At 34.6% G+C, this 13,634-nt stretch carries 10 protein-coding genes, 1 pseudogene and 1 riboswitch; of the genes and pseudogenes, 2 read left to right on the plus strand and 9 right to left on the minus strand.

All coding sequences use genetic code 11. From position 1 onward, the window contains the following. Positions 1-249: 249 nt before the first annotated feature. Genes K5Q13_RS02805 through K5Q13_RS02815 form a run of 3 tightly spaced genes read right to left on the minus strand, consistent with a single transcriptional unit; the run spans position 250 to position 2,453 of the window. The gene (locus K5Q13_RS02805) at positions 250-1,008 is read right to left on the minus strand and encodes a class I SAM-dependent methyltransferase (protein WP_220739691.1); all 759 of its coding nucleotides are present in this window, start codon (positions 1,006-1,008) and stop codon (positions 250-252) included. 1 nt (position 1,009) lies between these two features. Then, the gene (locus K5Q13_RS02810; RefSeq protein ID WP_220739693.1) at positions 1,010-1,993 is read right to left on the minus strand and encodes a thymidylate synthase; all 984 of its coding nucleotides are present in this window, start codon (positions 1,991-1,993) and stop codon (positions 1,010-1,012) included. Positions 1,994-2,006: 13 nt separating this feature from the next. Continuing rightward, complete coding sequence (locus tag K5Q13_RS02815; protein ID WP_220739695.1) at positions 2,007-2,453, minus strand: nucleoside 2-deoxyribosyltransferase; 447 nt, start codon at positions 2,451-2,453, stop codon at positions 2,007-2,009. A 90-nt stretch (positions 2,454-2,543) separates the two neighbouring features. Beyond that, positions 2,544-2,652: riboswitch (TPP riboswitch) on the minus strand. A gap of 358 nt (positions 2,653-3,010) precedes the next feature. On the opposite strand from K5Q13_RS02815, the gene K5Q13_RS02820 reads away from it, so the two are divergent. Continuing rightward, positions 3,011-5,377, plus strand: coding sequence for a phosphoketolase family protein (locus K5Q13_RS02820; protein ID WP_220739697.1), 2,367 nt, complete (start codon positions 3,011-3,013; stop codon positions 5,375-5,377). A gap of 196 nt (positions 5,378-5,573) precedes the next feature. Here the strand turns inward: K5Q13_RS02820 and K5Q13_RS02825 are convergent, their stop codons facing one another. From K5Q13_RS02825 to K5Q13_RS02845, 5 genes are all read right to left on the minus strand, one after another. After that, a complete protein-coding gene (locus K5Q13_RS02825) occupies positions 5,574-6,554 on the minus strand; it encodes a S66 family peptidase (RefSeq protein ID WP_220739699.1) in 981 nt (326 codons plus the stop codon). An 85-nt stretch (positions 6,555-6,639) separates the two neighbouring features. Further along, the gene (locus K5Q13_RS02830) at positions 6,640-7,092 is read right to left on the minus strand and encodes a GNAT family N-acetyltransferase (protein WP_220739701.1); all 453 of its coding nucleotides are present in this window, start codon (positions 7,090-7,092) and stop codon (positions 6,640-6,642) included. Positions 7,093-7,624: 532 nt separating this feature from the next. After that, the gene (locus tag K5Q13_RS02835) at positions 7,625-8,086 is read right to left on the minus strand and encodes a nuclear transport factor 2 family protein (protein ID WP_220739703.1); all 462 of its coding nucleotides are present in this window, start codon (positions 8,084-8,086) and stop codon (positions 7,625-7,627) included. Positions 8,087-8,195: 109 nt separating this feature from the next. Next, complete coding sequence (locus tag K5Q13_RS02840) at positions 8,196-8,756, minus strand: DapH/DapD/GlmU-related protein (protein ID WP_220739705.1); 561 nt, start codon at positions 8,754-8,756, stop codon at positions 8,196-8,198. Positions 8,757-8,773: 17 nt separating this feature from the next. Further along, the gene (locus tag K5Q13_RS02845) at positions 8,774-11,311 is read right to left on the minus strand and encodes an AAA family ATPase (RefSeq protein ID WP_220739707.1); all 2,538 of its coding nucleotides are present in this window, start codon (positions 11,309-11,311) and stop codon (positions 8,774-8,776) included. Between the two features lie 429 nt (positions 11,312-11,740). Here K5Q13_RS02845 and K5Q13_RS02850 point away from each other — a divergent pair, with 429 nt between their 5' ends. Further along, complete coding sequence (locus tag K5Q13_RS02850; protein WP_220739709.1) at positions 11,741-12,172, plus strand: nuclear transport factor 2 family protein; 432 nt, start codon at positions 11,741-11,743, stop codon at positions 12,170-12,172. A gap of 132 nt (positions 12,173-12,304) precedes the next feature. Here K5Q13_RS02850 and K5Q13_RS09625 read toward each other — a convergent pair. Further along, a pseudogene (locus K5Q13_RS09625) lies at positions 12,305-13,625 on the minus strand (replication-associated recombination protein A). Between the last annotated feature and the right edge of the window lie 9 nt (positions 13,626-13,634).

A 13,634-nucleotide genomic window follows, 5' to 3' on the forward strand; every position in this document is an offset into this window, starting at 1 on the left:
TCTTGCATTATTGCTAAATTTATTGTATTTCCAAAAAAAACACAAGTGATACTTTTCCAATTAAGTATCACTTGTGTTCTTTTTTTAATTATTTACTTTTTATAATTAACCTTGTCAATAAAAGTAATTGCACAGTTTTTGAGTAATAATGAATATGTGGCAGCATCAAATTCTACTGTTATCATAATTTTTACTAATTATTCTAATCGTATCCACCAAATCGTGATTTTGACATTTAGTATCATGAAACTATTTTTTAATCGCTTGATATAAAATAAATGGCGAAACACTTTTTTCATTTGACCAAGTATTGTAATGATATTTGTTTTCAATGCGTGCAATTTGATCCTGTGTAAAATCATTTAACTTTGGGTATGACACACTTATTTCACTAAATCCCGCACGTTTCAGATTATTTTCATACATATCATTTGGCCAATTAAAATCATGTAGTATGAGATTTTCATTTTCACTTACAGTCAATGTCTCAACACGCTTCTCCCCATAATTATATTTTTTGCCAGGAATACCGTTTTGAAAAGTTGAAAATGGGATTCCTGTCGCATTAGGGTTCGTATCTAAAACCAAAAACCGACTTTTGGGCTTTAATACGCGATATATTTCCATCATAATAGCCAATATTCGTTGTTCAGACTCATTATTGATGAAAACATAAGAGGCTATGGCACCATCAATTGACCCACTTTTAATAAAATCCAGATTATCATTTTTTACAATTTTATAGTTAATATGTCGGTGTTTTCGTTCTTTTTTAGCAATATCAATCATTTTTTGTGATTCATCAACAGCAATAATATCACATGGCAGCTGTTCAGCAAATCTTAATGATACTTTGCCAGGCCCACAACCATAATCTAATATTTTTCTAGGTTTATATTGATTAAATACAGACATTATACTATCATAACCAAGTACTTGTTCCAACACATCATTATACTGATTAAATTGATCAGCAACTTTTTCATTTTTAAACAGATTTTTTGTCATTTCACTTCTCCACTAACAATTTTTGGGGCCATTTATTCGTCAAAAAGTATTTGTAAATAGGTATGAGATGATCAAACAGCACATAATCAACTTCCCTTTTAAAGTAAATCATTTGATAAATACTAAACAACGCTAGAATTTGTTGCCAGTATGGCGACAATCCGGTATCCAAAATCGATTGCCAATCCATAGTACACTCATTTTTCCGCAACATTTTTTCATACTTCATTAATTTCTTTATCATATCCCAATTGTTGCCTGAGGGCATCATTGGAAATTTAAAATTTAAAGAACGCGGGTCTTCAAGCACATGACTAACCCATGTATCATCAGTCTGATAAATATGCATGGTACCGACAGTGTGGTAGTATTCACCAACTTCAATATTTAAATCACGTGCCATGAGTTCTTGTATCATAGTGAAAGAAAAGACATCGCTGACAATACCACGAAATGCATCATTGGCTCGCATATAACTCACCATATTGAGTCGATTATTCCGAATAAAAAATTGTAGCCCGAGTGTACAAGAGACATCTAAATTATCAGCAATTGTTAGTTCATTAGCATCAAATATTTGCATAACAGCTCGTTTAGAATCCGGATCCTCTGATAATATTTTTTTAACACGCTGCCATTGATCCAATTGTTGTTCCCCAAAATGAAATATTTTTTTACCATAGGCTGTTCCGGTCAATATTTTGCCATCTACCGAGTAATTTGGCATTCTCTGATTATAATAGCTCATATAATCCAAACTATTATCTCCAGATAAATACCACAAAGCCTCTGCAAAATTAAAAATGATGTTAATTTTTCTTGTTTTGCTGTAAACAACTCTTTGTGTTGGGTCTTGTATATTAAAGCTAACACCGAGTCTCTCACGGCTGTTAAATCCTCTAGGTTGGTTAAAAAAATCGGCATGATAATATATATTATGCAATACTGCCATGTATGCCTCATCAAAGGTTTTATATGTTGACATTATATTCCCCTATTCATCTATTTGAATTTAATAATTCAGCCATTTTCAACAAAGAATCATCTATGCTTTTATAATATAGATAGGTTACATTCGCAATTGCCTTTAGTCCTTGTACTAAATACGCATAATCATCATGTTCGTTTAATAACAAAATTATTCTTTTATTGTGTGCTGAAGCCCAACCAATCTCAATATGAGTTCCCGGTGATGCAGGATTTCCCGGGAATGCTACAAATAGATCACACTGCTTAATCGCTTCATAATCAGCAATAGTGCATTGCTTAGGAGTCATCATTTTCTCACCCCATTTTTCTCTTTTGTGCGCATTATCAACCATAAAATCATGCTTTTCAAATAACGCTATCATTGCCTTTATTTCTTGTATTTTTAACGGCTGCACCACACCTTGCTGGTTTAATAACTGTTTAAATGGCGCTGCTAAAAAAGCACGTTTTACCAAAAGTAAGCCTCCTAAATTAAGAACAATAAAAAAGTGTTTGCACTTATAATGCAAACACTTTACGACATAGTATGGCTATCTATATTTTTTATACATAGTTTCATACTTTCCTACGCTGCTTGCAACAGATCAGGTTCAAAGGGTTCAAAGATAACACTTCTCTCTCAGCTTTTTGATAAAAGCACCCCTAGTATGTTAATTAATCGATTAATAACAAGATTGATTCTATCACACATATTCAAAAATAAGCAAACCGATTAATTTAATGATAATTTATTTTTAATCTAAAAAACCTTTCAAACGCCCTTCTCCGCTATATAAACAGTCTCCAATATATTAATTGGTACGACCCAATTAATATATTGGAGTTGACTTTTTTAAGTTATAGTTTTAGGATGAATATGTAAAAAGAAGTCTAAGTAATGAAATTTGTTTAATTATTTCAAACACATTTTTATCATTATTTGAAATTTTTACTGTACTTTGCAAAGTGTTTTCATTTTCTAATATTTTTTTACATGTTTTAAAAACCTAAGATTCAACTGGAGGAATAACGTATGACTATTGATTCAAAGGACTATCTCATCAAACTAGATGCCTATTGGCGAGCTACTAACTATTTGTCTGTAGGTCAACTCTACTTGCTAGATAACCCATTAATTAGAGAAAAACTAACCGCTGACCAAGTAAAGATACATCCGATTGGTCATTGGGGAACAATCCCTAGTCAAAACTTTATTTACGCGCATTTAAATCGAGCCATTAATAAATTTCATGTAAATATGTTTTATGTTGAGGGTCCTGGTCATGGCGGACAAGTCATGATTTCAAATGCTTATCTTGATGGTAGCTACACAGAAGCTTTTCCAGAAATCACACAAGATACAGCTGGTATGCAAAAAATGTTTAAACGTTTTTCATTCCCTGGCGGCGTCGCCTCACATGCAGATCCGAAAGTACCTGGTTCTATTCACGAGGGTGGTGCTTTAGGTTATTCAATCTTACATGGTGCTGGGGCAGTATTAGATAATCCTGACCTAATTGCCGCAGTAGTAGTTGGTGATGGGGAGGCTGAAACAGCGCCATTAGCCACTTCATGGCATGTAAACAAATTTTTAAATCCTAAAAACGATGGCACTGTTTTACCCATTTTAAATTTGAACGGCTTTAAGATTGCTAATCCGACAGTTTTGTCTAGAGAATCTGATGAAACATTAACGGAATACTTCCATAGTTTGGGGTGGCATCCTTATTTTGTTAGTTCTTTTGACAAACCTATTATGCAGGTTCATGAGGAGATGGCCACAACCATAGACACTGTTTTTAACGAAATTAAGGCAATTCGTGAACATGCTGCTCAACAAAATAACGATGACATCACACGCCCTATTTGGCCAATGATTGTCCTACGTTCACCAAAGGGATGGACTGGACCAAAAACTTGGGATGGTAAGCCAATTGAAAATTCATTTCGTGCACATCAAATTCCGATCCCGGTAGATCAGAATCATCCAGAATATATCCCCCAACTTGTTGATTGGCTTCAATCATATCATCCTGATGAATTATTCGATGATAATGGTCATTTAGCATCCGAGATACAAGAAGTGTTACCAAAAAAATCTTTACGTATGGCAAGTAACGCTGTGACCAATGCAGGTATTATCAAACCGCTCTCCTTACCAGATATTGATAACTATCTTACCGATAACACTGCCCCTGGTCACCATCTAGCACAAGATGCTATTTTATTGGGATCATATATCCGTGATATTATTAAATTAAATCCCGATAATTTTCGTGGATTTGGACCAGATGAAACTGCTTCTAATCGATTCCAAGATGTCTTTGAAACAACCAATAGACAATGGCTATTACCAATTAAAGAACCAAACGATCAGTTTATGGCGCCATCAGGGCGTATCATAGACTCAATGCTATCTGAACATTATGATGAGGGGATGCTGGAGGCGTATACACTTACAGGCCGACATGGATTTTTTGCCAGTTATGAAGTCTTCATTCGTGAGGTCGATGATATGATTGTTCAACACTTTAAGTGGTTAAATCATTCACATGAGGTATCATGGCGCCATGATGTGCCTGCCTTAAATATTATTGCCAACTCAACTGTATTTCAACAAGATCACAATGGTTATTCTCATCAGGATCCTGGTGTCACAACTATGTTGTATGAAAAGCAACCAGATTTCATACGTGAATTTTTCCCAGCTGATGCTAATAGTTTAGTCGCAACATTTGCACATGCAGCAAAGACAACACAACAAATCAACTATATTGTAGCCAGCAAACATCCCCGCCTACAATGGTTTTCACCAGAAGAGGCAAAGCAACTCGTTACACAAGGACTACGTGTTGTTGATTGGGCTAGCACTGATGATGGCGAAAAGCCTGATATTATCATTGCCTCAGCCGGTTCTGAACCCACTACCGAAAGCTTAGCAGCAATTCAAATTCTGCATGATAATATACCATCACTCAAAATTCGTTATATTAATGTACTAGATTTGTTCAGATTACGTTCTGACGCATCTTATGGTTTAAGTGACGACGAATTTGATGCTTACTTCACAACTGATGTACCTGTCTTGTTTGCATTTCATGGCTATGAACCAATGATTGAGTCAATTTTCTTTAAGCGTCATAATCACAACTTGAAAGTTCATGGTTACCGTGAGGTGGGCGATATTACGACCCCGTTTGATATGCGTGTACTTAATAAAATTGATCGATTTAATTTAGTAAAAGCTGCAATCAGTATGCTTCCTCGAGAAGTCAATGCTAATTACGCTCATCTTGCACAAAGTATGACAGACAAAATCAATGAACACATCGCCTATACAAGATCACAAGGAACAGATTTACCTGAAGTGGAGAATTGGCGTTGGCAAACAATTAAATAATAATCACTAATTCCACCCAATACCAATCACTAAATAAAGCCGATAACTTTGAAAATAACATTTCAAAAGCTATCGGCTTTCTCTTTCAGAACAAAAAAAGTCAATTATCGATATAATATCGACAATTGACTTTTTACATATCCTTGATGCATCATGGTTATTTTAAATAATTAATAATTACTTCTTCATATAAAACCTAACCCTGTAAAATAGTGATTTTGACTTCACCAGCATCTTGCGTATTCACTGCTATTTTTCCGCCAAGCGGGAAAGTCAATATAGGCTGTGTATGTCCAAAATCAACATCATAAATAACTGGTATTCGTTTTAAAATTGGGAATTTGTTTAAAATAGCATGCAATTCTGTCTCGCTCATTTTATTAACTAATGGAAATCTACCAATAATGAGTGCTTTGATATCACCATGTAGTTGTAAAATTTGAGCCAATTCTCTTGAAAATTCTAATCCGCCACCCCCTTCAGCCTCTTCCAAAAACAGTATTGGCTTTTCTACATGTGGCAAAAATTTGGTTCCCGCCTGTAAGTAATATGTTTGAATATTACCACCAGTTGCCGTACCGCTCGCTTGTCCATGATGATATACTTTCCACTGATTAGCCATCGGTTTTCTTGGTAAACTCGCATCAAACCATAAATCACTTGTCCATACGCTGCTTGGTTTTAAATCATATGTTGATTGCGTTACTGCTTTAAGCCATGCTTCAGTTTGAAAATCTTGCAACTCATCCATTTTAAACGAAGAATAACATGGCCCATAATAGGTTACCAGTCCTGTTTGCGCTCTGATAGAGTTGTGTAGACTCGTAATATCGGAATAGCCAATAAAAATTTTAGGATTATTTCTTATAATATTCCAATCAATGTACGGTAATAATTCATTTGAATTAAATCCGCCGATCGTTGTCATAATCATTTTTACATTTGTGTCAAGAAATGCATCGTGCAAATCTGCCACACGTGATGCAATGGTACTTGATGAAAACTGGTCATTTTCTAAAATATGCGCACCAAAACTAACTATGAACCCTTGGTTTTCTAATCTTATTTTAGCAATAAGATTTTCATCAAATCCCCCGACACGCTGCATCGATGAACTTGGTGAGATGATACGTATCTCATCGCCCTTTTCTAATTTTTTAGCAAAAATTTTATCCATGAAATTTCCCCCTAAAAATGGTTATTATCTCAACACGTTGATCAGCAAAAAATTTAATCAGCCCCAAATCAATTGCCTGCCTTAACTACGTCAAACATAACACCATCTCGTAATCTATAATTCCCAATATTTTATTTGCAAAAGGTCCAGAAATATCTTCAAAACCATTTTTTAAATAAAATCCAAGTGCAGATTCTCTGGCTGTTAAACTGATTTTATCATATTCACAATTTTTGATATCACTAAGCGTTTGTTTTAATAATGAAGAGCCAGCACCTTGATATTGAAACGTTGAATCCACTGCAAATGAAACCAATCTGATCAAATTTTCACTTTTTTCATAAGTTGAAAGTGTGGCAATGACTTTACCATTGAACAGTAAAGCATAAAATTGATTATTTTTTTCAATTGCAAGGTCATCTGCTGAGAAACACTTTCCCAAAGGCGCACGCAAAATTTTTTGACGTAATGCAACACTTTGTGCATATAAATGATGATCAGATGTTTTGAACTTCTTAAATACAAATTGGCTATTCATAATACACCTCCAAATCGCATAATTAGACCGCCGATTACTGCGAATTGAATCGTGAAATTAAATAATAAAATTATTTTTATAATAAATATATCATATTTTATTTATAATGTTTTGTCAATAAAAAATTGTTAGTACTTAACTTTTAATAGCAGATCGATATCTTGTGTATCGGCTGGCTTTGAATAAATGAGCAATGGCATGATGTTCAATTAAATTTTACAAGTGGCAGTTGTTAATTACGGCCAAAAATATTTCTTTAAACATTTTATCCATACTCTAAATGGATGACTAACATAAATTACATAATTCTTCTGTTCAACTCCATGTTTTCATCATGAGGCTTTGTTCTAATTCATGATTCATCCTTCATCGGCAGTAATATTTTGACCGGTTAAACCAGTTAAGTTTTCAGACTACTCTTGAGTAAATCTAATAACTCTTGTGCAAACTTTGAACAGGTTAGAATAAACTAAAAAAATAAATAATCAAGATTATTATCTGCCTTTTATTATTAATAACACGGTTCCATAGATTAAACAATAACTTTGGGTCGTTTTATGTCTGGGGAAAATGGTGTAATCAAATCCCATGTTGAATGGATCACTTTCCAATCATTATTTTTATTCTTTTGAAAAACTTCAATAACATTGTAATGCATTTCAATGAATAGCGTATCTGCATGTAGCTGATAAGTCAAGACTGCTGTATCTGCGCTCAACTGAACTCTTGGGTAATGAAAATCATACGTATCAGCGTGTATCTTGCCAGCAACAACCGTTTCTAAAAATAGTTTGACTTGTTCGTAGCTATCCGACCGCTCTTTTGTCCCTGCATCAAAGTAAGAAAAATTATCCTTTGACCAAATGCCCAAGTATCCAGACACATCGCCCTTAAAATACTTGTCTAGAGCAGACACTTCTAATGCAATTATCTTTTCTTCCAAAGCATGCTGTTCTTGGTCGTATTGTTCTTCAATATATTTTTTAATTGCCATTATCTTGTATACCTCTTTCTTAATTCAAATATGTCTATTAAAATTCATGTCGCTTATGCCTAAAAATTTTTGTACAAACAATATCTATTTGACTAAATAACATATTTATTTAGTCTGTAACTGTTTTTAAGAATCGAGCTGGAGATCCAGCAAAAATAGTGTTTTCTGCAACATCTTTTGTCACGACAGAACCAGCACCAACAATAGCATTTTTTCCTATATGAACACCAGGTAAAATTGTTGCATTAGCTCCAATCCAAACATTGTCTCCAATATGAACTGAGGCACTATTAATTTCCCACCTATGTTCTGGATCAATCGTATGATTCAATGACGCGAAAGTGACATTTGGCCCTACTAATACATAATCACCAAAATAAACGCCACCTAAATCAACAAACATAGAATTTTTATTAATAAAACAATGTTTACCTAAAAAAATGTGTGGTCCAAAATCTGTATGGAACGGCACGGCTATTTGTGTTGTTGGGTCTATTTCTTGTCTTGTAATTTTAGATAGTATCTCTCTTCGCTCCTCATTGGTATGTGAGTTATAATTGAAATCTTGTTCTAACATCGTATTTTCCGAAACGATTTGACCAATTTTATCAAATCCCGGTGTTCCTGCCGGAATATGCCCACCCTCTAAAATTTTGTTTAAAATATCCATAAAAATTCTCCTGTCAATTATGTTAATGAAAATGTTTTTAAATGTTCTGACAAATAGTTAAGTGTCAAGCTTGTTGCATTTTTAACAAGTTCACTGGGACTACCAGCCGCCATAATCTGTCCACCTTCTGAACCACCCTTTGGTCCCAAATCGATCATATGATCTGCATTTGTCATCAAATCTAAATCATGGGTGATTATGATAACTGTTGCCCCTCTCCCCTTTAACTTATTTATAACACCAATGAGAGTTTGTACATCACGCGGATGTAATCCAACTGATGGCTCATCAAACACAAATAAGGTGTTATCCTGATTATTTTTTAAATGATTTACTAGCTTTAAGCGCTGTGCTTCACCGCCTGAAAGGCTAGGTGTACTTTCCCCCAAATGCAAGTAATTAAGACCAATTTCATCGAGCAATACGAGTTGTTTTTCAATAGCCGGTTCAGAAGTAAATATTGTTAGAGCTTCTTTAACTGAAAGATTCAATAAATCAACTATAGTATGTCCATGCCATCGAATTTCTTGAATCTCATCCTTATAACGACTGCCATGACAATAAGGACACGTTTCTTCCATGTCTGGTAGATATTGTATATCTAATGAAATTGTTCCAACACCGCCACAGTGTTCACAAGCACCTTGTTTATTGTTATATGAGAAGTACGCTACACTATATTTACGCTTTTTTGATTCTGGTAAACCAGCAAACAATCGTCTGAGGTTATCCATAATAGTTGTGTATGTTGCTAAACTTGATCGCGAATTTTTACCGACTGGCTTAGCATCAACACTAACAACATTTTTTAATCCAGTTTTTATATCATTAACTTGTTTAGGCAATGCTTGTCCATTATTTTTAGCTACAATCGCAGGCACTAAACTATCCAGTATTAAGCTTGTTTTTCCAGCACCTGAGAAGCCAGTGACGGCTGTTATTTTATTTCCAGGTATAGATATTGATATGTCATGTAAATTGAAGTATTTATTCACTTCTAATTTTGTAGTCAATACTTCTGTATTTTTAATTGACTCAACCTTCTCATGCATAATATTAGCTTTACCAGAGATGTAGGGACCTATCAATGATTGTTCATTATTTACTAGTTCTGCGGGTGTTCCCTCAGCAATAATGTTCCCACCTTCATCACCCGAACCAGGGCCTACTTCAATTACCCAATCAGCAGCTTCAATAATATCAACTTCATGATCAACAACAACTAAAGAATTGCCTTGGTCAATTAGCTCTCTAAAAATCTTTATCAGCCCTTTGACGTTATCAGGATGTAACCCTATGGAAGGTTCATCTAAGACATACAGTACGCCTGTAGTCTCTGTTCGCAATGTTTTGGCTAATTGAATTCGCTGCAATTCTCCCGTAGACAAAGTATTCCCGTTTCGTGCTAATGTCAGATAGTCTAATCCAAGCTCTAACAATGGTCTCAATGTATCTTGTAAGTTTTTAAACAAAATAATAGCCATTGCTTGTAGCTCTTTAGGAAGATTTTTCTTAGTTTGTTCTTCCCAATTCCAGATATTTCCAAGAGGATATTCTGAAACTTCCGCAATATTTTTCTTGCCAACAGTTTGTGTTAATAATTCGGGATTTAAACGCGTTCCTTTACAAGTGGGGCAAACAGAAAAATGGAAAAATTGATTGATCTTATTAATCGCACGTTCGCTTTTTGAGGTTTTCAATGAGTCATAGACAGCTTCATGCGCATTTTCATACAATGTCTTATCTGTATGAAAAACACGTCCAGTTGATGTACGAAAATCAACTGGATATTGTTTCTTTTCACCGTGAAGGACTATATTTTTTTCGCGAGTTGTTAATTCCTTATATGGTACATTAATTCGGACACCGAGAGTTGCAGCCACAGTTGGCATAAAATTACGTCCCGGCAAATGCCATGAAGCTACAGCCCCCTCTTCAAGAGTCATATTGTCGTCCCCAATTAATTTGCTTTCATCCAATTCTCTAATTTTTCCTGTGCCGTGACATTCAACACAAGCTCCTCCTGAATTAAATGCGAAATCTTCAGCTGACTTTGCCATAAACTCCACACCACATGTAGGACAACTAATAATACCCATCCGACTGTCAGCACCACCAGGTAAATCCATAGCTTGTGCTATCTTAAGACTTGGTTGAATATCATGCCCATTGGGACAAACTGTTGAACCAAGACGTGAAAAAATCAAACGCACAACGTTGAAAATTTCACTCATGGAACCAACAGTAGAACGTTCTGAAGGCACATTAGGTCTTTGGCGTAATGCAATTGCTGATGGAATATGCTTGACCTCTTGTACTTGCGAACGTTTATTTTGACTAATTCGACGTCGCGTATAAGTAGAGAGGGCTTCTAGGTAACGTCTTGAACCTTCAGCATATAAAATACCCATGGCTAATGAGCTTTTCCCTGATCCAGAGGGACCAGAAATTGCCACAAAACGATTTAACGGAATATTAACATTTATATTTTTCAAATTATTTACGTTTCCACCGCGTACCTCAATTTGTTGAATATGACTATTTTGATTTATCATAAAAATCTCCTTATTGTTAATCAAATTTTTAAATGGAATGAATATTAACAGTAATTCAAAATCACTATTTTATTTTTATATATAACTTTTTTGTAAATATAACGTTATATTTACAAATTTCTATGCCTATGCCTATATATGATGGAAATTAATGCAGCACAAACAAATATCGTAATTTCATCTAACTAATTATCATGATTCAAAATTTGGGATAAATTTGCCAGTACTTAAACCACTGTAATTCCCCTGCAATATTTGTTCAGTTAGCTTTATTGACCTACAAACCCTAATGATACAACTATTGTATACTATACCGTTTGGTTACAGTCAATAAATAATATGCTATAGTGATTTTTGTTGACTGTACCGTTGCAAGATAGTTTATGATACTAAGATAAACCATAAAGGATATTTATAAGGAAAGAAAAAATGATTGAAGAAAAAAATACTGAACTAACAAATGAAATTATTGCATTAGAAAAAGGAGCTTTAAACAAATGGTTTAAAGGCGATACCTCTGGTTATTTGAACATTTGGTCAAAAAATAACTTCTCCTATTTTGACGGTGCTGTTAAAAAACGAATCGACAATTATGAAGACATAAAAAATATCGTACTAAAAAATGTTGAAGGTAAATTATTTGCTGATAACTATAAATTTGAATATCCTCGCGTACAATCTGTTGAAAATATGGCTACTTTAACTTATCAATTGCATGCAGATACCTCACTAATTGACATGCATTATAATTGTATAGAAGTTTACAAAAAAGAAGAAAATGCTTGGAAAGTTGTTCACTCAACGTGGTCTTTTATCCGCCCAATGGATATGGATTTTGGTCACGCTAAAAGCATTGTTTAAATCATATCGAATAAATTATTTTTAGTTCTCAAAATACATTTGGTAATAGAAAAAGTTGCAAAAATCGAAGCTGTTTCAGAATTAATCATCTTAATTAAAACAGGCTTTCTCATAGAGAAAGCCTGTTTTAATTTATTTGTGTTGCTTATGCCAGGCCTTAATTTGGCCGAGCCTTTCCTTAAACCGTCGTTCATTTCCTTCATTGGTAGGTGCATAATATACGTGCCCTTCCAATGAAGGTGGCATAGTCTTCATGGTTGTTAATTTATTTTGAGCATAATGAGCTAATTCGTAATTCTTACCATAACCCAAGTCTTTCATTAATTTCGTTGGCGCATTACGTATCTGTAGGGGCACTGGATCGTTTGCGGTTTGTTTAACATCTTTAGCAGCAGCTAATCTAGCCTTATATATAGCATTTGATTTAGGTGCTAAGGCCAAGTAGGTTACAGCTTCGACCAAGTGTATATCACACTCAGGCATCCCAATAAATTGACAAGCTTGAAAAACATTAATTGTAACATTCAGTGCGTTAGTATCCGCCAATCCAACATCTTCACTAGCGAAACGTACTAATCGTCTAGCAATATATAAAGGATCTTCCCCACCTTCTAACATGCGTGAGAGCCAATAAATAGCTGCATCCACATCGCTGTTGCGCATTGATTTATGTAACGCTGAGATAATATTATAATGTTCTTCACCATTCTTGTCATAAAGAACAAACTTTTTGCTAATCAATTGGCTCAAATTTTCAATTGTTACAGTAATATTATCTTCATTCTTATCGCCATTTAGAACAGCCATCTCTAAAGTATTCAAGGCCATTCTAGCATCGCCGTCGGCAAAGTTGGCAATGGCTTGAATCTCATCGTCACCGATATCAATCGACTGATTACCAAAGCCATTAGGATTTTTAAGTGCTTGATTAAGCAAAGTTACAATATCTGATTGTTTCAATGCTTTAAGTACAAAAACTTTACACCGCGATAATAACGCCGAATTAACTTCAAATGAAGGATTCTCAGTTGTGGCACCAATCAAAATTATACTTCCTCGTTCGACGTAAGGTAAAAAAGCATCCTGCTGAGCTTTATTAAAACGATGTATTTCATCAACGAACACAATGGTTCTCTGGCCAATTTCACGGTCATCTTCTGCTTGCTTCATAATTTTCTTAATTTGGCTAATACTGCTGTCTACGGCACTAAAACTAAGAAAACTTGATTGCGTTTTTTTTTGCAATTATTTCAGCCAAAGTTGTTTTACCAACACCGGGAGGACCCCAAAAGATTATAGACGAAACCTGGTCATTTTCAATAATCTCTCGTAAAATTTTACCATGTCCAAGTAATTGTTGTTGACCAACAAATTGATCCAGATTTTGTGGGCGAACACGGCTAGCTAAAGGTGTATTTTCAGGGCGATTAGAAAAAAGTGATTCTTGTTTCATAAATTTATA

Source organism: Leuconostoc miyukkimchii (genome assembly GCF_019656055.1).
Taxonomy (GTDB): domain Bacteria; phylum Bacillota; class Bacilli; order Lactobacillales; family Lactobacillaceae; genus Leuconostoc; species Leuconostoc miyukkimchii.

What these genes read in the sequence shown, in the direction of transcription:
- K5Q13_RS02805 (WP_220739691.1), bottom strand. Translation starts at nt 1,008, where the DNA reads ATGACAAAAAATCTGTTTAAAAATGAAAAAGTTGCTGATCAATTTAAT.
- K5Q13_RS02810 (WP_220739693.1), bottom strand. Translation starts at nt 1,993, where the DNA reads ATGTCAACATATAAAACCTTTGATGAGGCATACATGGCAGTATTGCAT.
- K5Q13_RS02820 (WP_220739697.1), top strand. Translation starts at nt 3,011, where the DNA reads ATGACTATTGATTCAAAGGACTATCTCATCAAACTAGATGCCTATTGG.
- K5Q13_RS02825 (WP_220739699.1), bottom strand. Translation starts at nt 6,554, where the DNA reads ATGGATAAAATTTTTGCTAAAAAATTAGAAAAGGGCGATGAGATACGT.
- K5Q13_RS02830 (WP_220739701.1), bottom strand. Translation starts at nt 7,092, where the DNA reads ATGAATAGCCAATTTGTATTTAAGAAGTTCAAAACATCTGATCATCAT.
- K5Q13_RS02835 (WP_220739703.1), bottom strand. Translation starts at nt 8,086, where the DNA reads ATGGCAATTAAAAAATATATTGAAGAACAATACGACCAAGAACAGCAT.
- K5Q13_RS02840 (WP_220739705.1), bottom strand. Translation starts at nt 8,756, where the DNA reads ATGGATATTTTAAACAAAATTTTAGAGGGTGGGCATATTCCGGCAGGA.
- K5Q13_RS02845 (WP_220739707.1), bottom strand. Translation starts at nt 11,311, where the DNA reads ATGATAAATCAAAATAGTCATATTCAACAAATTGAGGTACGCGGTGGA.
- K5Q13_RS02850 (WP_220739709.1), top strand. Translation starts at nt 11,741, where the DNA reads ATGATTGAAGAAAAAAATACTGAACTAACAAATGAAATTATTGCATTA.